At 70.1% G+C, this 18,622-nt stretch carries 18 protein-coding genes; 8 read left to right on the top strand and 10 right to left on the bottom strand.

Annotated elements, in window-relative coordinates:
- The first annotated feature begins 11 nt into the window (after positions 1 to 11).
- The 7 genes from AB0R04_RS22300 (at position 12) to AB0R04_RS22270 (ending at position 9,142) form a co-directional block, all read left to right on the top strand.
- The gene (locus AB0R04_RS22300) at positions 12 to 980 is read left to right on the top strand and encodes a DUF6528 family protein (RefSeq protein ID WP_363373760.1); all 969 of its coding nucleotides are present in this window, start codon (positions 12 to 14) and stop codon (positions 978 to 980) included.
- A gap of 108 nt (positions 981 to 1,088) precedes the next feature.
- Complete coding sequence (locus tag AB0R04_RS22295) at positions 1,089 to 2,576, top strand: MFS transporter (protein ID WP_363374018.1); 1,488 nt, start codon at positions 1,089 to 1,091, stop codon at positions 2,574 to 2,576.
- A gap of 255 nt (positions 2,577 to 2,831) precedes the next feature.
- A complete protein-coding gene (locus AB0R04_RS22290) occupies positions 2,832 to 3,815 on the top strand; it encodes an ABC transporter permease (RefSeq protein ID WP_063352825.1) in 984 nt (327 codons plus the stop codon).
- Between the two features lie 130 nt (positions 3,816 to 3,945).
- Positions 3,946 to 4,842 (top strand): ABC transporter permease, encoded by an 897-nt coding sequence (locus AB0R04_RS22285; RefSeq protein ID WP_363373756.1) that lies wholly within the window; start codon positions 3,946 to 3,948, stop codon positions 4,840 to 4,842.
- Positions 4,839 to 6,983 carry an ABC transporter ATP-binding protein gene (locus AB0R04_RS22280; protein ID WP_363373754.1) on the top strand — a complete coding sequence of 715 codons (2,145 nt, stop codon included), beginning with the start codon at positions 4,839 to 4,841 and terminating at the stop codon, positions 6,981 to 6,983. Before AB0R04_RS22285 ends, AB0R04_RS22280 begins: the two co-directional genes overlap by 4 nt.
- Positions 6,984 to 7,038: 55 nt before the next feature.
- Complete coding sequence (locus tag AB0R04_RS22275) at positions 7,039 to 8,754, top strand: ABC transporter family substrate-binding protein (RefSeq protein WP_363373751.1); 1,716 nt, start codon at positions 7,039 to 7,041, stop codon at positions 8,752 to 8,754.
- Between the two features lie 184 nt (positions 8,755 to 8,938).
- A complete protein-coding gene (locus AB0R04_RS22270; RefSeq protein ID WP_063352633.1) occupies positions 8,939 to 9,142 on the top strand; it encodes a cold-shock protein in 204 nt (67 codons plus the stop codon).
- A gap of 122 nt (positions 9,143 to 9,264) precedes the next feature.
- On the opposite strand, the gene AB0R04_RS22265 is transcribed toward AB0R04_RS22270, so the two are convergent.
- From AB0R04_RS22265 to AB0R04_RS22235, 7 genes are all read right to left on the bottom strand, one after another.
- Positions 9,265 to 10,677 carry a serine/threonine-protein kinase gene (locus AB0R04_RS22265; RefSeq protein ID WP_363373748.1) on the bottom strand — a complete coding sequence of 471 codons (1,413 nt, stop codon included), beginning with the start codon at positions 10,675 to 10,677 and terminating at the stop codon, positions 9,265 to 9,267.
- Positions 10,670 to 12,646 carry a tetratricopeptide repeat protein gene (locus AB0R04_RS22260; RefSeq protein ID WP_363373745.1) on the bottom strand — a complete coding sequence of 659 codons (1,977 nt, stop codon included), beginning with the start codon at positions 12,644 to 12,646 and terminating at the stop codon, positions 10,670 to 10,672. Before AB0R04_RS22260 ends, AB0R04_RS22265 begins: the two co-directional genes overlap by 8 nt.
- 2 nt (positions 12,647 to 12,648) lie before the next feature.
- The gene (locus AB0R04_RS22255) at positions 12,649 to 13,002 is read right to left on the bottom strand and encodes a hypothetical protein (RefSeq protein WP_363373742.1); all 354 of its coding nucleotides are present in this window, start codon (positions 13,000 to 13,002) and stop codon (positions 12,649 to 12,651) included.
- 450 nt (positions 13,003 to 13,452) lie between these two features.
- Positions 13,453 to 14,100, bottom strand: coding sequence for a hypothetical protein (locus AB0R04_RS22250; protein ID WP_063352637.1), 648 nt, complete (start codon positions 14,098 to 14,100; stop codon positions 13,453 to 13,455).
- Between the two features lie 544 nt (positions 14,101 to 14,644).
- Positions 14,645 to 15,127, bottom strand: a complete 483-nt coding sequence (locus tag AB0R04_RS22245; RefSeq protein WP_363373738.1) for an HIT domain-containing protein — start codon at positions 15,125 to 15,127, stop codon at positions 14,645 to 14,647.
- A 204-nt stretch (positions 15,128 to 15,331) separates the two neighbouring features.
- Positions 15,332 to 15,940: a hypothetical protein gene (locus tag AB0R04_RS22240; RefSeq protein WP_363373735.1), complete on the bottom strand. Its 609-nt coding sequence runs from the start codon at positions 15,938 to 15,940 to the stop codon at positions 15,332 to 15,334.
- A gap of 43 nt (positions 15,941 to 15,983) precedes the next feature.
- Positions 15,984 to 16,619: an SMI1/KNR4 family protein gene (locus AB0R04_RS22235; protein WP_363373732.1), complete on the bottom strand. Its 636-nt coding sequence runs from the start codon at positions 16,617 to 16,619 to the stop codon at positions 15,984 to 15,986.
- 97 nt (positions 16,620 to 16,716) lie between these two features.
- On the opposite strand from AB0R04_RS22235, the gene AB0R04_RS22230 reads away from it, so the two are divergent.
- Positions 16,717 to 17,115 (top strand): hypothetical protein, encoded by a 399-nt coding sequence (locus AB0R04_RS22230; protein ID WP_363373730.1) that lies wholly within the window; start codon positions 16,717 to 16,719, stop codon positions 17,113 to 17,115.
- Positions 17,116 to 17,370: 255 nt separating this feature from the next.
- Here the strand turns inward: AB0R04_RS22230 and AB0R04_RS22225 are convergent, their stop codons facing one another.
- The 3 genes from AB0R04_RS22225 to AB0R04_RS22215 form a co-directional block, all read right to left on the bottom strand.
- On the bottom strand, positions 17,371 to 17,697 hold the full coding sequence (locus AB0R04_RS22225) for a hypothetical protein (RefSeq protein WP_363373727.1): 327 nt from the start codon (positions 17,695 to 17,697) through the stop codon (positions 17,371 to 17,373).
- On the bottom strand, positions 17,694 to 18,119 hold the full coding sequence (locus AB0R04_RS22220; protein ID WP_363373724.1) for a hypothetical protein: 426 nt from the start codon (positions 18,117 to 18,119) through the stop codon (positions 17,694 to 17,696). The genes AB0R04_RS22225 and AB0R04_RS22220 overlap by 4 nt, the downstream gene beginning before the upstream one ends.
- A gap of 168 nt (positions 18,120 to 18,287) precedes the next feature.
- On the bottom strand, positions 18,288 to 18,622 hold a 335-nt coding region (locus tag AB0R04_RS22215; protein WP_363373721.1), incomplete at its 5' end, for a hypothetical protein.

Genomic DNA, 18,622 nt, shown 5'->3' with positions numbered 1-18,622 from the left:
GGGGCAGTGCGTTGATCGTCGCGGTCGATCAGGCGTCCCGGCAGGTTCTCGTCCTGGACGGCGAGACGGCGCGGGAGGCCGGACCCGAGGCCGGACCCGAGGCCGGACCCGAGGCCGGACCCGAGGCCGGACCCGAGGCCGGACCCGAGGCCGACCGGTTGCCGGTGGTGTGGTCGTGGACCGCTGACGGCGACGATCGGCTGGCCGACCTGGAGCCGGCCCGCAGCTGGGCCAGGCCCACCGAGGCCAGGGACGTGGTGCTCGACGGTGAAGGATCCCTCCTGGTCACCGCCTCGGGCGGCTTGGCAGCCCTGGTCGACACGGCGACCGGCACGCCGATCTGGGCCACGGACCTCGGCACTTCCGTCAACCCCCACAGTGCGGAGCTCCTACCGGACGGCAACGTCGCCGTGGTCGCCAGCACCGCCGGATGGGTGCGGCTGTACGCGGCCTCGGAGGGGCCTCGCAGCACCACCTATACCGAGCAGGAACTCGACGGGGCCCACGCCGTGCAGTGGGACGAGGGCGCGGAGCTGCTCTGGGTGCTCGGGGACGACACCCTGCTGGCCCTTCGGGTCGGTGGCACGCCCGACATCCCGTCCCTCACCCCCGAACGCAGCATCCCCCTTCCGGAAGTCGGGGGACACGACCTCGCAGCTGTGCGCTCCGCGCCGGGGACGTTCTGGCTCAGCACCGGCGACCGCCTGTGGCGCTACGACTCACACCTCGACCGCTTCGAAGCCGTCGGCCTGGGCGCGGAGGACTCAGCCCGCGGGATCAAGAGCGTGGGCAGTGAGCCCGCTACCGGTCGCCTGCTCACCATCACGCCCGATCACGCGGGTCCCTGCTCCTGGTGCACCTCCGCCGTCACCTTCCACCACCCCGACGGGACGCTCGCCCTGACCGGAACCGAGCTGTACAAGGCCCGCTGGTGGACCACACCGCTGCCAGGCCTGGGCCCGACGAACCGACCCCGGTAGCGCGGTCCTCCGGCGGCCGCCATCCACGCCGAGCTGCACCACCGCGATGCCGGTCCCGGCAAACCGACCGGCCTCGGCGGCCGCCCCGCCATGATGGTGCCGTTGAAGGTGAGGCGGTCGAGGACGGCCGCGCACTTCTGCGACCACCACGTACTGGAGATGCTGATGCCTGCCCCCGGGCCGACGACCAACGCCCCGCCGGTGAACGGGATACCGCCCGGGCGTCCGTTCTCGTGGCGATTCGTCACCCCGTTGTTCGTCGGTTCGGCGCTCAACCCGATCAACAGCTCGCTGATCGCCACGGCCCTCGTACCGATCGCCCACGGACTCGGCGTGTCGATCGGGCGGACCGCCGCCCTGGTCACGGCCCTGTACCTGGCCAGCGCGATCGCCCAGCCCACCGCAGGCAAGGCCGCCGAGGTGTTCGGCCCACGACGGGTGTTCCTGGCCGGAATCGGACTCGTCATCGTCGGAGGACTCATGGGCGGCTCCGCCCACAGCCTTCCGACCCTCCTGATCAGTCGAGTACTGCTCGGGTTGGGCACCTCGTGCGCCTATCCGACGGCCATGCTGCTGATCCGCCGCCGCGCCGAGGACGCCGGTCTGGACAAGCCGCCGGGCGGAGTGCTGGGCGGCCTGCAGATCGCCGGCATCGCGACCGCCTCCCTCGGGCTGCCCCTGGGCGGTGTCCTGGTGGCCGTGCTGGGCTGGCGTTCCGTGTTCTTCATCAACGTTCCGGTCGCACTCGTCGCGCTGGTCACGACATTGGCCTGGGTCCCACCCGACAGCCGACCTGACAGCCCACCGGACCGCAGCCGACGCGCTCGTGACATCGCGGCCGCCCTGGATGTCATCGGGATCGCCGGGTTCGCCGCCGCGATGATCGCGCTGCTGCTGTTCCTGTTCGCCCTGCCCGACGCCCGCTGGTACTTGCTGGCGATCTCCGCCGTGCTGTGGATCGCCCTGGTGCTGTGGGAGCTGCGGGCCAGGACTCCGTTCCTCGACTTGCGCCTGCTCGCCGGAAACCTGGCCCTGACCAGTACTTATCTTCGCTACGGCCTGGTCCTGTTCTGCGCGTACGTCGTGCTCTACGGTGTCACCCAGTGGGCCCAGAGCGTCCGGGGCCTGTCCGAGACCGAAGCCGGACTGCTCCTGTTGCCCATGACGCTCGTGTCCGGCCTGGTGATCTCGCTCGTCTCCCGGCGCAACCGGGTGCGCGGACCGGTCGTAGCAGCGGCCCTGGCCTGCCTCATCGGCTCCGCCGGCGTACTGCTGCTCAGCGCCTCGGGCTGGATCGGATGGGTCGTGGTGGTCACTCTCGTCTTCGGCGTCGCCATGGGCACGTCCGGCGCGGGCAACCAGATCGCCCTCTACGACCACGCCCCCGCCGAACAACTCGGCACCGCCTCCGGCCTGCTGCGCACCTTCGGCTACCTCGGCTCGATCGCCGCTTCCGCAACCACCGGCATCGTCTTCCGTACCCGCGTCTCCGACCCCGGCATGCACCTCATCGCCTGGATCATGGTCGGCGTCGGCGTCGTCCTGGTAGTGACGACCCTCGCCGACCGCACCCTGCGTACCCGGCCCGCCCCCTGACACGCCTCCGCGAGGGCACCCCCCCCTGCGAATGTGAACGGGGGAGCGGATTCAACGCCTCTTTGCTGCGGGGGTGTTTCGTTCCCATGTCCATATGCCCAGATCACTGGCGTCGCGCACCAGTCGTGCACAGACTCACATCTGCACGATCGTGCACTCGACTCTCACCCCAGGAAGTTCTACGGGCATGCGTACCCCCCCCAGACCCGGCGTTCCCCAGGCGCACCCGCCGCACCTGGTGGGGAGGTGCCGTCCGTGCTCCGGTACGTGACACGCAGGGCGGCGGGCTGGTTCCTGGTGATCGCCATGGCCACCAACGCCACGTACTTCCTCGCCAGTTGGTTCCTCGACCCGCGCTCGAACTTCAAGGAACTGCGCCCGGTCCGCACCGAGGAGCAGATATCCCGGGCCCTGGCCCCCTACAACCTCGACCCGCACGAGCCGCTGCTCCACCGCTGGTGGGACTGGCTGACCAGCGTGGTCCTGCACTTCGACTGGGGCCGTTCCCCGGTCGGGGTCCAGGTGAACGGGGAGATCGGCTACCGCTCCCTCGTCAGCGCCGAGCTGGTGATCGGCGCGACGGTCCTGTCGGTCGTCGTCGGTGTCGCCCTCGCGGTCCACACCGCCTCGCACCAGTACGGCTGGAGGGACCGGGCTGCCCAGGCCCTCTCCATGGCGCTGTTCAACGTCCCGGTGTCCATCGCCGCCCTCGCCCTGGTGCTGCTGGCCATCCAGCTGAACGAGCAGGCCGGTTGGCACTTCCTGTACGTCGCGGGGGAGAACTCGCCCGGCGTGGAAGGGTTCTGGGCGACGGCCGGTGACCGGCTGCTGCACCTGATCCTGCCGACGCTGACGCTCACCCTGACGGGGTACGTGGGCTACCACCTCACCCAGCGCTCCCTGCTGCTGGACGTCATCGGCTCCGACTTCGTGCGCACCGCCCGGGCCACCGGGCTCACCCGGGCCCAGGCGATCCGCCGGCACGCCCTGCGCACCGCCCTGATCCCCACCGCACAGTCCGTGGCCTTCAGCATCCCGGCCGTCTTCACCGGCGCGGTCCTCACCGAGACGATCTTCGGTTGGAACGGCATGGGCCAGTACTTCATCCAGACCATCAGCAAGAACGACGTGCACGGCACCGTGGCGACCGCCGCATTCGCCGCCGCCCTGACCGCGATCGGCGCGATCCTCGCGGACATCGCCACCGTTCTCCTCGACCCGAGAGTGCGGGTGAGCTGAGATGGGCACCCCTGTGAGTCCCGACGCGACCTCCGAAGACGTACTCGCCACCGCACCCGCGCGAGCCACCGATCCGCCGCCCACCGGGCACGACGGGCCCACCGGGCACGCTGAGCATGACGTGCGCGACGTGCGCGACGTGCAAGACGGGCACGACGGGCACTACCTGGGCCGGCGCCGTCTCTACCTGCGGCGCTTCCTGCGCAACCGGATCGCCGTCGCCGGCGTGGTGATCTTCCTGCTGCTCGTGCTGTTCAGCGCGCTCGGCGACCTGTTCACCTCGTACGGCTACGCGGACGCCGACTTCTCGGCACTGACCCAGGCCCCCAGCGCCGAGCACTGGTTCGGCACCAACCAGGGCGGCAACGACGTCTACGCCGCCGCCGTGCACGGCCTCCAGCGCTCGCTGGTGATCGCGGTGAGCGTGTCCGTGCTGACCGTCGCCATCGCCGCGGTCGTGGGCGCGGGCGCGGCCTACTTCGGGGGCCGGGTGGAGAAGGCCACCCTCGCCGTCGTCCACTTCCTGCTGATCGTGCCCTCCTTCCTCATCCTGGCCCTGGTCTCGCACCGGCTGGCGGGCGACTGGCGGGTCCTCATCCTCGTGCTGACGGTGTTCGGCTGGATGTCCACCGCGCGCGTGGTCTGGTCGGTGTCGACGTCCCTGCGCGAGCGCGACTACGTGCGCGCCGCGGAGTTCATGGGCGTGCGCCCCCTGCGCATCGTGGTGCGCCACATCATCCCGAACCTGGGCTCCCTGCTCATCGTCAACCTCACCCTGGGCGTGGTCTCCACCGTGCTCAGCGAGACCGCGCTGTCCTTCCTGGGCTTCGGCGTGCAGACCCCGGACGTGTCGCTGGGCACGATGCTCGCCGACGGTGCGGGCACCATCACCAGCGCCCCCTGGCTCTTCGCCTTCCCCGCCGGGCTGACCGTCCTGCTCACCGTCTCGATGACCTTCGTCGGCGACGGCCTGCGCGACGCCCTCGACCCCACGTCCACCACCGCCGCGGCAGGAGGCCGACGATGACCCTCGCACCCGACCGCCGCACCGGGCCCGTGGCCGGCTCCCCGGCCGGGCCCACCGAGCCCGCACCCGTCCTGTCCGTACGCGACCTGCGCGTCTCCTTCCCCTCCGAGGCCGGACCGGTGGAGGCCGTGCGCGGCATCGGCTTCGATCTGCTGCCCGGACGCACCCTGGGCATCGTCGGCGAGTCCGGCTCGGGCAAGTCCGCCACCGCCCTCGCCGTCATGGGCCTGCTGCCGCCCACCGCGCGCCTCGGCGGCCGGATCCTGCTGGGCGGCCGCGACCTGGCGGCGATGGACGACAAGGGCCTCTCCCAGGTGCGCGGCAAGGACATCGGCATGGTCTTCCAGGACCCGATGTCCGCGCTCACGCCCATCTTCAGCGTCGGCCGGCTGCTCTCCCAGGCCCTGCGCGTGCACCGGGAACTGTCGAAGAAGGACGCGTGGGAGCAGGCGGTGGAACTGCTCGACCTGGTCGGCATCCCCGACCCGCGCGAACGCGCCAAGTCGTTCCCGCACGAGTTCTCCGGCGGCATGCGCCAACGTGTCGTCATCGCCCTGGCCATCGCCAACAAGCCCTCGGTCCTCGTCGCCGACGAGCCCACCACGGCGCTCGACGTCACCGTCCAGGCGCAGATCCTCGACGTGCTGCGCCTGGCCCAGCGCGAGACCGGCGCCGGCCTCGTCCTGATCACCCACGACCTGGGCGTGGTGGCGGGCCACGCCGACGACGTCGCCGTCATGTACGCCGGGCGGATCGTCGAGCACGCGAGCGTCGACGAGCTCTTCCGCCGTCCCACGATGCCCTACACCGCCCGGCTGCTGGCCAGCGTCCCCACCGTGGACAGCGGCGTCGAACGGCCCCTGATCCCGGTCGGCGGCGAGCCGCCCTCCCTGGTCGGCCTGCCCGGCGGCTGCCCCTTCGCGCCCCGCTGCGCGGTGGCCCTGGACGTGTGCCGGACCACCGAACCGGCCCTGACCGCACCGGCCCTGACCGTACCGGGCGGGCAGCACGGACACGTCGGACACATCGGATACATCGGACACGTCGCCTGCCACCGTGCGCGGGAGATCGCCGACGGAACCCTCGACCCGGCCGGGCACGCCGCTGCCGTGCCGCCGGCCCGCGCCGGAGAGCGGACCGCGGGCGAGGTGGTCCTGCGCGTGGAGGACCTGGTCAAGACCTTCCCCGTCACCAAGGGGGCCCTCCTCAAGCGCCGGGTGGGAACCCTGCACGCGGTCAACCACGTCAGCTTCGAACTGCGCGCGGGCGAGACCCTGGGCCTGGTGGGGGAGTCCGGCAGCGGCAAGACCACCACGCTGCGCGAGGTGCTGCGGCTGCGCGCCCCCGAGGGCGGCCGCATCGAAGTGGCCGGCACCGACGTCGCCACGCTGCGGTCGGCGGCCCAGGTGCGCGAGCTGCGGCGCGACGTCCAGATCGTCCTCCAGGACCCGACGGACGCCCTGGACCCCCGCCTGACCGTCTTCGACCTGCTGGCCGAACCGCTCCAGGCCGCCGGTGCCGACCGGACGGCCATCCAGGCCCGGGTCACCCGTCTCCTGGACCTGGTGGGCCTGGACCGCACCATGGGCGACCGCTTCCCCGCCGCCCTGTCCGGCGGCCAGCGCCAGCGCGTCGGCATCGCCCGCGCCCTGGCCCGCGAGCCGAAGCTCCTGGCCCTGGACGAGCCGCTGTCCGCGCTGGACGTCTCCGTGCAGGCCGAGATCATCAACCTGCTCGCCCGGCTGAAGCGCGAACTGGGCCTGGCGTACCTGCTGGTGGCCCACGACCTGGCCGTGGTGCGCTACGTCTCCGACCGCATCGCGGTGATGTACCTCGGGCACATCGTCGAGTCCGGTGCCACCGAGGAGATCTTCGCCCGGCCCCGGCACCCGTACACCCAGGCCCTGCTGTCGGCGATCCCGGTGCCCGACCCGGAGCGCGAGCGCCACCGCGAGCGCATCGTCCTCGCGGGCGAGCAGCCCAGTGCCACCCGGCTGCCGGAGGGCTGTGTGTTCGTCGACCGCTGCCCGCTGTACCGGGAGGCCGACGAGAGCGTACGGACCCGCTGCCGCACCGAGCGGCCGGCGACCGTCGGTGCCCCGGACGCCTCCGACCACCAGTACGCCTGCCACGCGGTCTGATACCCGCCCTGCCCCGCCCCGCCCCCTTCTCACCGATTCCCACCAAGGACATCCCATGCGCCGGAAGCTCGCCCTGCCCCTCGCGCTCGCCGCAGCCGTCGCGGTCGCCGCCACCGCGTGCTCCTCCTCGTCCTCCTCCTCTTCGTCCTCCGCCGGATCCTCCGGGCCGAACGCCACGAACGCCACGAACGCCACGAACGCCGCCAAGGTCGCGTCCTCGGTCACCGACTACAACCCCCAGCCGTACGAGAACATCAAGGACGGCGGCACCTACACCACCGCGGGCACCTTCGACGAGCAGGGCAACCCCTTCAACGTCAACGGCACCCTGAACGCCTCGCGGATCTGGTCCTGGTACAACGCCCGCGCCATCACCTACTCGCCCACCGGCGAGGTCCAGTACAACCCGGACTACTACAGCGACGTGAAGGTCTCCGTCGAGGGCGGCGACCAGAAGGTCGTCATCACCCTCAACCCCAAGGCCGTCTTCAACGACGGCACCCCCATCGACTGGCGGGCCATCGAGGCCACCTGGAAGGCCGACAACGGCTCGGACAAGGACTACGCGGCCTCCTCCACCGACGGCTACGACCGCATCACCTCCGTCACCCGGGGCGCCGACGACAAGCAGGCGGTCATCGCCTTCAAGGGCGTCAACGCCTCCTGGTCCGCGCTGTTCACCACCTTCCTGCACCCCCAGGCCGCCACCGTCGACAACTTCAACAAGGCGTACGTCAAGACGGCCCACCCCGAATGGGGCACCGGACCGTACACCGTGGGCACCTGGGACGACCACTCCGGCAACATCACCTTCGTACGCAACCCCAACTGGTGGGGCCGGCCGGGCAAGCTCGACAAGCGCGTCTACGTCAACCTGGAGAGCGCCGCCTCGATCAACGCCTTCAAGAACGGCGAACTCGACTACGCCCCCGTCGGGACCGCGGAGAACCTCAAGCAGGTGAAGACGGTCAAGGACGCCGAGATCCGCAGCGGCGGCAGCCCCTTCGAGTACGCGCTGTACCTCAACGCCAAGTCCCCGTTCCTCGGTGACGTCCAGGTCCGCAAGGCGGTGCAGGAGAGCATCGACCGTCCGCAGATAACGAAGATCCGGTTGCAGGGCCTCGACTACACGGAGCCGCTGCCCGGCTCGGCGGTGCTCTACAGCTTCCAGCAGGGCTACCAGGACAACGTCGCCGCTGTCCTGAAGTACGACCCGCAGGAGGCGCGGAAGACCCTGGACGCGGCCGGCTGGAAGCCCGGAGCCGACGGCATCCGCGCCAAGGACGGCAAGCAACTCGAACTCGGCTACACCCTGCTCGGCGACGACCCCATCGAGAAGGCCACCGCCGGAGCGTTCACCGCGATGCTCAAGGCCGTCGGCGTGAAGGTGAACGTCAACAAGGTCTCCGAGAACGACTTCTCCAAGGTGCTCAGCGACCGCCGCTTCGACCTGTTCATCTCCGGCAACCGCTCGACGGACCCCTTCGGCGCGCGTTACCTGTGCGACTTCTACTGCTCGGACCGCGACTCCAACATCACCGGAACCGGCACTCCCGAGCTGGACAAGGAGATCCGCGCCACCGGCGAGATCGCCGACCTCGGCCAGCAGATCGCGGCCGTCAACAAGGTCGAGCAGAAGGCCCTCCAGCAGTACGCCTTCCTGCCGCTCTACAGCGGCCCCTCCACCTACGGCATCAGGAAGGGCCTCGCCAACGTCGGTGCCACCATCTTCTACAGCCCGCTGCCCGAGACCATCGGCTGGCAGAAGTAGCACCACTGCCCCGGCGATCTCGCGGGGCGATCGGCTGCATGATCCTTGCTGTCGTGGGTATCGTTTGAGTCAGCAGTCGTGGATCCGAAGTACCGCAGCATCGGCAGTCGGAGGACCAGGGCGATCACCTCAACCCCAGGGGTACGCACCAGCGCGTATCCCGTCCCCGACCAGGGAGCAGCACATGGCCACCGGCATCGTGAAGTGGTTCAACGCCGAGAAGGGCTTCGGTTTCATCGAGCAGGACGGCGGCGGCCCTGACGTCTTCGCCCACTACTCCAACATCGACTCGCAGGGCTTCCGTGAGCTCCAGGAGGGCCAGAAGGTGACCTTCGACGTCACCCAGGGCCAGAAGGGCCCCCAGGCCGAGCACATCCGCCCCGCCTGACGTTCGCAGCGCGACGCCCCGTACCGGTCTGGTACGGGGCGTTCGTCATGCTCAGACCTGGTCGTGCCGGTTCATGGGCTGTCGGCATGGATGTCGAGCGGGACGTCGAGCGGGACGGGCGGTCATCCTCGGGCGCGCCAGGCAGACAGGCGGCGGAACCAGCGGCGGCGCAGGCCGGTGCGGGGAGGCGGCGGAAGTTCGGCCTCCATGGGGGAGGCGAAGGTGCGCAGAAGGACCTCGGAGGCTGAGCCTGGCCCACCCGGCGGCTCCGCGGGCGGCGGCGGCAGCAATGCGGGCAGGTAGGCAGAGGGGGGAATCGGTGGGGGGTTCGGCGGGGGGTTCGGTGGGGGGGCCGGCAACGCGGGCGGCTGCTCGGGTCGCGGTGCGGGCTGCGGTGCGGGCTGCGGATACCTGTGTGTGCCGAGGCGCACGGTCGTGGTGTCCCGAGGTGGCACGGGCAGGACCGCCCCGGTCGGCATGCCGAGTGGTCGGAGTCGTACGGTCGGCCCTCCTGGAGCGGGTCGCAGGAGTGTCTCGGCCGTGGCGAGATTCGGCGGCGGTTCCAGGGCCCGGTCTGGTGAGAGCTGGTACGGGCGGTCGAGGTCGAGGACGAGCTGTGCGCGCCGCAGCGTGGCGCGGGAGATGGCGTCGGGTAGCCAGTCTCCGTGGGCGAGCTGCCGCTGTGCGGTGGTGATTCGGCGGTCGGAGAGCGATCTGAGCAGGCCCTCGGCTGTTGGCCGGTGGGCGGGGTCCTTGCTCAGGCAGGTACGGACCCAGCCGTCGAGGTCCGCGGGCAGCGAGGACAGCCGGGGCTCGCCGTGGAGCACGTTGTAGATCACGTTGACGAGGTTGTCCCCGTCGAAGGGCGACGATCCGGTCGCTGCGAAGGCCATCACGATTCCGAGGGCGAAGACGTCGGTCTCGGGCCGCACGGGCCGTCCCGTGACCTGTTCCGGGGCCAGGTAGCCCGGGGTTCCGATGATCACTCCGGTCGATGTCTGCCTGGTCGAGTCGGCCGTGATCGAGACCCCGAAGTCGATGAGTCGCGGGCCCTGCGCGGTGAGCAGGACGTTCGACGGTTTGAGATCCCGGTGCACCACGCCGGCCTCGTGCACGGAGTGCAGGGCCCTGAGGAGTCCGTACCACAGCGCGTACAGCGAGTCGGCCGGGAACGGGCCGAAGGCGTTGACGCTCTGCTGGAGGGAGAGCCCCGGGATGAAGGCCGTGGCCATCCAGACGCCGTTCTCGTCGGCCTCCGCGTCCAGGAGCGGCGCCGTGAAGTCTTCGGGGATCCGTGACACCACGGCGATCTCGCGCCGGAAGCGTTCTTGCGCCTCCGGCTCGCTCAGCAGTTCCGGGCGCAGGACTTTGACCGCCGCGGCCCGGCCCGTGGCCGAGCGCGCGAGGTACACGATCCCCATGCCGCCCGCACCGAGGCGGCCCAGCAGCCGGTAGGCACCCAGCTCCCGGCGGTCCCTGGAGGAGAGCGGCGCCAGCCCGTCGGGCATGCCGGTCCGGTCGTCGGGTTCAGCCATCGCTCCACTTCCCGAAACCGCGTCGGTCGGTGGTCCGGTGTCCGCGACCGAAGAGGATTTCCGACCTGAGCCGCCGGTCCGCCCGGCGGCGCCAGCGGGCCAGCAGAGCCTCGTTCGCGCGGACCTCGGGGTGGTCGGGGCCGAGTGTCCGGCGCAGGTCCGGCAGTACCTCGTGGAAGATGCGGAGCGCGGTGCGGACGTCCCCGTCCGCACCGGTCCAGTGGGCGAGCCGGGCGCGGTTCACCAGCGCCACCTCGTCCTGTTCTCCCAGGATCCAGTCCAGGTCGTCGAGCAGCTGCCGGAAGAGGGCGATCGCCGTGCGCGGGTCGCCGGCCTCCCCGGTCCAGTGCGCGTGCTGGCTGCGTGCGAGGAGCGTCTCGCGGGCGTCCCGCCCGGCGACCCGGCTCAGGTCCGGCACCACCGCCGCGAACAGCCCGCGGGCGCCCTTGGGCGAACCCGACAGGCCGGTCCACTGGCCGAGCCGGGCCCGGCCGATCAGTGTGTGCAGGTCGTCGGCGCCGAGCAGCCAGTAGAGGTCGGGGACGAGGGAGTCGAGCAGGCGGACGGCCTGCCGGGTCTGGCCGGCCCGTCCCGTCCACTGGGCTTGGTTGATCCGCCCGACCAGCGTGTCGCGATCCTCCGCTCCGAAGACCCGGTGCAGGTCCGTCACCAGGAGGTCGGTGAGCCGGGCGGCGGAGCCGGTGTCGCCGGAGACCCCTATCCAGTGGGCCAGCCGGCCCCGGCCCAGTAGTGTCTCGCGGTCGTCCGGGCCGAGGGCGCGGACCAGATCGGTGACCACCTCGCCGGTGAGGCGCGCCGCCTCCACCGGCTGCCCGGCCTCCCCGGTCCAGTGGGCGAGCTGGGCACGGCCGACGAGCGTCACCCGGTTGTCGACGCCGAGCACCCGGGTCAACGCGCCCACCGCCGCCGTGGACAGGTCCAGCGCCTCGCGGACCTGGCCGGCGGCGCCCAGCCACTGGGCGTACTCGATTCGCCCGGCCAGGGTGTCCGGATCGTCGGAGCCCAGGATCTGTGTCATCTCGTCGAGGACGTTGCCCAGTTCCGAGGCGGCGGACCGCGCGTGGCCGCCCTGGCCGAGTCGCCGCCCGGCCTGCACGAGGGATTGGAAGCGCTGCCTTTCGGTGACCGGCCCTTGGCCTTCCGTGACCGGTCCGCGGCGGCTGTCGGCGGCTTCGCCCGGGCCCACCCGAGCGGGGCGTCTGGTCCGCGGGCGGCTGAGGATCAGATTGGCGGCGGTGTCGGTGCCGCACTGCTCCGGTTCCGGCCACCCCCGCGAGCGCAGCGCGAGTCTCAGGTGGGGAAAGAGCGCGCCCAGCGACACTCCCTCGGGACCGGCGTCGTCGACCCCGTTGCGCAGCGCGCGCAGCAACTCGCCGGTGAAGGCGGTGTGCCGTTTGCCCTCCTCGAAGCGGGAGGGCGAGTTGGGCGGCGACGAGACCAGCGTGTACGCGCCGGCGATCTCCAACTGTTCGGCCACCGGCGGGGTGCCCCCGGACAGCCCGCCCGCGACCGCGCGGCCGGAGAAGCAGCAGTCGAGGATGAGTACCCGGACGCGTGCCGGACTGGCCTGGAAGGCTTCCCGGATGACATCGAGCGGGCAGGCCGTCAGGGACGGCATGCTCTGGTCGGTCTCGGTGAGTGCGAGGTAGAGCTCCCCCTTCTTGGACCCGATCAGGCCGTGGCCGGAGTAGTAGACCAGGAGCACGTCCTCGGCGGCTGCCGCCGCGTTCAGCAGCGGCAGCCCGAGGTCCCTCGGCTGTCGCGGGTCCAGCACGGTGATGCTGCGCTCGGGTGCGAACGCGCCTGGTTGTCCTTCGATCAGGACATCTCGGAAGTCCAGCACGTTGTTCGTGATCGACGGTACGTCCGCAGGCCCGCCCTGGTGCGAGTAGTGCGTGGTGCCGATCAGCACGGCCCACGAGCGAGAGGCGTCGGGAAGCCGGAACACGGTCAGTCCGAGACGTCGTCGGTCCGCCGGCCGGAGTGCAGGGCGGCCTTGAGCACCGACTCCACATCGGCACGCGCGACGTGCTCGGCCGTCACCTCGGTGCGGGTACCGTCCGGATTCACGGTCTTGAGCTTGATGCTGCTGGTGCGGGGCTGGCTCAGGTACACCTTGAGCGAGGCGGCGAGAGTGGTGAGCGTGCCGCCCGCCCCCAACGCCACGACGAGGGTGTCGGACCAGGACCCTAGCTCGCCCGGACCGGGCGTCGCCGCCACGACGCGAACCCGGCCGCGGAACGCCGGCTCGTCGGCCAGCCAGTCGCGCAGGTCGAGGACAGCATCGGGCCCGCCTGCTTCCACCGCAAACCAGGATTCCACCACAGCGATTCCCCCTAGGATCGAACCGACGCGAGTGCTCCGCATCCTTATAGGACGGCAGCAGGGCGCGCCCTGTTCCCCTTGCGACCAAAACGTTATGACTGACCGTCAGAAGATCGCCATGGGATCGGCACAGCAGGCGACGGCGGCGGGCATCGAGCTTGGGCAGCAGGCGGGCGGGAAGAGCTCCCAGCCCGCGTACGACATCACCCGTCGAAACCGTCCACGCCTGCTACGTGCTGGCGGGCAGCACACCAGTGCTCGTGCACAACGGCAGTTGCCCCATCGGATTCACGGGGCTGGGCGGAGGCAGGTTCCAGCCGCCGGCCGGCCTCCGAGTGTTCCGTCGTCCTGCACCGCATGGCCGACCTCGCGATCACGCGCGCCGCCGCAGCCCGGGGCCGGCCGGGGGTGTGGCCGGCCCCGGGGCGCTCAGTGGCAGACGAGCTTGTTGCGTGCGAGCTCCTGGACGGTGCCGGGGGAGACCGGCGTGTCGCAGGAGACGGTGCCCTCGATCTCGGCGTCGAAGGTGCTGTAGGTGGGGTGGGAGCCGAAGGCGTAGGCCCAGTAGCCGTCGCCGGGGTCGCTGCTCGGGGGGTAGCGGGGGAGGCAGACGTACGCGTCGGCCTTGCCCTGGACGCGGTTTGTGCCCTTGAACACCGCGTAGTCGCCGGGGCGGGAGAAGTTCAGCGTGACCTTCTGGGACCACGTGCTGGTGCTGGACTTGGTGTTCTGGACGGAGAACCCGACCTTGATGGAGACCTTGGCGAAGAACGCGCCCACCTCCGAGTTGATCTCGGTCGAGGCGTTGAACGTGGTGCTGACGTTCTGGACCTCGGTCACGGTGGTCTCGATGGAGCCGGTGGTGCCGGGGGCGATGGTGATGCCCTTCCAGTGCGTGAGCACCGGGTCGACGACGGCGGTCGAGACCTCGTACAGCCCGTACCGGTCCACGCGGGGGTCGCACGGGCCGCCCGGTTCGGCCGCGTGGGCCGTGCCGGCGCCGAAGGCCGAAGCCGCCACGGTCAGGACGGCGAGCGCGGCGGGTAAGGACAGCCGCCGCAGGAAGGTGTTCGCCAAGAGGACTCCTCGGGGAGGGGAGGCGCCAGGCGGTCACACCGCCGACACCTGGCATGCATTTGTCAGATCATGCCCCGATCGCCTCCACCGCACACTCACAACTCCCAACTCCCCCGTACAAAAAGAAGGTTGGCCGTGCACGCAGCCTGTGGCGTCGCCGTTCGTGCGGGTGGTGGGGCGAGCCGCGCGCAGGGCGGTGCGGGCCGGGTCGACGCCGCTGGTCGTGGGCGTGTCATCAGGCAGCCTTTCCGAGCCGGTCCCACCAGGTGTTGAGGAGCTCCCCGTCCTCGCCGGTCAGCGCGGCTACCGGCCGGGCGGGACGGGCGTGCTCGCGCACTCGCCGCTACACCTCGTCGGCCCCGGTGTCAGCCGGCGAGGCCCTGACCTGCACACCTCCGGTTGTCCCACTCCGTGTCAGGCGATCCCAGTCTCAGAGTCGTGCCGGCTCCTCATGGGTCGGCGTTCAGTCGGCAGTGCTCGGCCGAACCGTGCGGATCAGAGTCTCGGCGGCGGACTTTGTCTCCGGCCATTCGGCCTGCTTGGGCTACGCCTGCTCGTAGGCCTCGGAAAGAATGCCCGTCAAGGCGTGGGCGATCTCCGCACGCAGTTCCTCATGCTGCGGACCTAAACGGTGTTTCGGGGCAGTCCGCTCATCTCCGTAACGCCACACCGGGCTGTGGAGAAGGTGCGGCGGCTCCCACTCGTAGCGCGGGTGAATGTGACCGTGGAGGTGCTCCCACGAGTTCCCGAGCACCTCGTAGTTCAGCCGGCGGAAGGCCTGGTCCCGCCTGCCACACGAAGCCTCGACAGCCTCCCCCAGGAGAGAGAGGTCGAGCAGGAAGCGGGACCGCTCGTCCCGGGGCAGATCCGTCAGGTGGTTCGCAGTGCCCGCGTACAGCAGCAGGCAGTACCCGGGAAGGTGCTGCGTGTCGCCGATCACAGCCCAGCCGGTCCGCATCCGGGCCAGCACCGTGGGGTTCTCAGCACGCTCGGCCGCAGCGATCCGATCTTCTTTCCAATCTTTCATGTCCCATAGATACCAGGTCACTTGGTTGCTCTGCGGGGCGTAGAGGCCCCGGTCGGCGGGCGGCAGGACGACTGATATTCCATCACTTCGAGACGTGCCGCCGCGGTGCCCGAGATGCGCACCGGACAGCGCGTCCGGCCTGCGTCCCGTGCGCGCTGGCGAGAGGGGAGCCGCGAGCGTGGGCGGAGCGCCGCTGTCTACTTGTCACTTCGTCGCAGCCTCGGGCAGGCGGGCCCGATACTGTCGTTCAGGGGATCGCTTGAATCGCGAGGCCCCGGAATCGGGAAGTGTTCTTCGCGTGCAGGCGAAATTCAAAGCCTTGGCCGTCGCGACGTCTTCGGTGGCCGCGCTCGGGGTGGGCATGGGGACGGCGCACGCTTCCACAGCGCCGTCCGCAGCAGTCGATCCGATCGGCTTCCACGCCGGCACCACCACTCCGGTCACCGCCGCCGCACCCGCGGGCAGCAGCCGCTCCGGCGCCGTCGGCGATACACAGAGCCCGAACACCGCCCGGACGGGCTCCTCCCGCTGCTCGGCCCAGCCGTCCGCGCCCAGCCCGCGCAGCACCTTCAGCGGATCGGCCATCGCAGCGGGGGACAGCGCCTCACCGAACACCCCGTGGTGGCCGCCGAGGATCTGCGCGAGCTGGTGCGCCACGGACTTCCACGGCCGCTCGACCGACGGCCACCCCAGCCCGGCGAGGATCTGCGGCAACGCCCAGTGGCTCGCCACCTGGCGAGGAATCCACTCGTCATGAATCCAGCCCGGCGGTGCCGGATACCACGGATCGGCCAGTAGGTCCGCTCCGCCCATACGGAGGTGGACCGGCGGGGCGGCCGGCGACTCCGGCTCGTTCTCAATCGGATGACATGACTCCGGACTCTCGGTTGCGTGACAGATCCTCTCGGTCGCAGCGCTTCCTCAGGGCCCTGTCGAGAGGCGCTCGCAGGGCGGGCGAGGTCAGTTCCAGGTCACGGTTGTCGCGGCCGTCGAGCATGTGGTCGAGCCAGCGTTCGTACCAGGCCAGGAAGTCGGTGGCCGATGAGACGTTGGGGCCCCAGAAGCCGTCGGCGTTTCCGGTGACGACGCGGCCGGCCAGGGGACCGGTGATACCGAGAAGCACCAGGTCGGTGCACCCTGCCTCGATGATGTGCAGGAAAAGGTCACTTCGGTGAGACGGACCGCCGGCGAACGTGAACCCCCGAGGGCGTCCGGGCTCGCCTTGCGGGTCCATCGTGAACAGCCGACATGACGGCAACGGCAGCAGGCCGTAGAAAGGCGATGCTCCGTCCCCGCCCAGTGTGGTCAGGAAGCTGCGGTAGGGATCAGGCAGTTCGATGTGGTGATCGGCCTCGAACTCGTCGACCTTCGCGTCCGGCAACGGGGGTTCGAGGCGGAACCCGTGCTTCTCTTCACCGAAGGAATGGCTTCGCAGTGCGGCATAGGGCACCTTGGCCAGCTTGCGTCGGATGCGGGCGATCCGGGAGTCCATGCGAACTCTTCTCTCTGTCCTCCCGCAAACTACCTGGTCACCGGCAGGGGTGTCACCAGTGTGATCAGCTGCCCGTAAGCCAGTTGTGCCCGGCGTCATGCGCTGGGACCCTCCCCCAGTGACCAACACGAGCACGGAACCGCGATCCGAGGCCGGATGGGACGGCCCCTACTACCGCGTCCGAACCGATGGCTTCGAGGCTTCCTTCCTCCCGAACCCCGATGAGGCACTCGACGAGGTCTGCAACGTCGATACCGAGGTCCGCCTCCCCGACGGCTCACGCTGGAGCGCAACGATCTTCACCGTCGCCGAGGTCAGCCGGTTGATGAAGAGATGGGAGGAGACAGGAGAAGCGGCAGGTGGACAGAGCTTCTGGTGCTCGGACGGGCTGATCGTTCGAGATCCCGGCATCCGGGAGATGGTGACCGTGATCACCGAGCTGCTTGCTTCGGGAGAGTTCGAAGGGGCCTTCCATCACCTGGATGACTCGGTGTGAGCTCCTGTCCAGCCTCATTAGATCTTGCAGAGGCGGGGCCGTTGACCTGCGGGGTGACAGGTTGACCGGCGACTTCCTGATGGAGTAACAAGGCGTTGTGGAAGACCCGAAGGTGGTGCTGATGACGTGTCTCATCGATCACGGCAGAGGTGATGCCGCTTGAGCAGGGCGTTGTCAGGATGGCGAGACGCTTGACGCCCGGTCTCGCACTGAAGATGGCAGTTTCCTGATCAGAGCCCGCAGCAGTTGAGGTGCTCAGGAAGGATGTCGCCGCTGACGCTGCTGAAGCTGCCGACGGGCAGTCGACCAAACGATCTCGAACTCATCGGCCACCAACCACTGCGGGTCGTGCCCCTCCCACTGGGAGATGGGCAGTTCCGCAGTCAGACCGTAAACACTCTCGTATTCGGCCAGCTGACCGGCACCTTGGGCTTCTTGCCACTCGGCCAGCGACGCGGCGGCCAGCGCCTTTCTTCCGGGCTCCTGCAACTCGACTTGCCGGATCACGTGCCCATCGGTGTCCAGCTCGAAGTAGAAGCAGACGGCCTCCTCACCCCAGAAGCAGCGAACCCAGCGCGTCACTGGTTCACCGTGCCGAAGGGCTCGTCGTGCCATCGCCAGCCGGCGGTGCCGTCGTCGTGGATGTGCAGCATGAACTCAGCGACGGGACTTCCGTCGGGAAACGTCATGGTGAGCGCACTGCGGATCCGGAAGTAGCACTCGTCGATCTGCTCCCAGTCCTCTTCGTCGATGGCCCGCTCCTGCTCCGCGAAGAGTGGACGGAACTCTTCAAAGCCGGGAAGTGTCTCGACGTCGGCGTGCATCCAGGGCCAATCGGCGCCGGTCACCGCCAGCTGGGCAACCTCAAGGTCGCCGCGGTGGAGCCGCCAGACCCTGCCGGTGGCCAGATTCGGGTTGCTCATGTCCCCATGATGGCGATCACTGCTGACATTGACGCTGATACTCATCTGCTGTTCGGCGCTCTCGTCGAGTGCCATCGCCATGGTGGCGCCAGCATCCGCTCCGCCCGCGCGGGGGTGGCTCGCTCGGTTGGGTCGCCCGCCGGTTGAGCAGTCGCAGCCCGTCACGCGCCCGTGGGTCAGCCTTCGTCGGGGCGGGTCGATGTGGGCCGACGGTTCAGCTCGACGCGAGTGTGCGCTGGTGGTCCCCGGTCAGCGGCGGCCGGTGGACAGGATGACGAGGAACTGGCCGCCGCCCGCCTCGATGTCGGCGGTCACCGGCAGCCCCGGCGCCAGTCGGGAGAACCGGTCCACCAGCCAATCCGCCGCTTCCTGGGCGTCCTGCCTGGTCGGACAACGGCCCACCATCTCGCGGCCGCCCTTGCGCTCCAGCCTCGCGGCAACGGTGATCAGCGGCGCGGGTTCGGCCACGTACAGGCGGTCCGGCCAGGTGATGACCACCTTGACCGCGCCCTTGCGGCTGTTGCACGCGCGGTGCGCGAGCCGCTCGGCGACCTTGGCCTTCCGGTCGGCGGTCCGGCTGTCAA

Origin of the sequence: Kitasatospora sp. NPDC056731 (assembly GCF_040687675.1) — a bacterium.
Classification (GTDB): Bacteria; Actinomycetota; Actinomycetes; order Streptomycetales; family Streptomycetaceae; genus Kitasatospora.
Note: the sequence above shows the minus strand (reverse complement) of the source record. Positions and strands in the feature narration are given on the sequence as shown.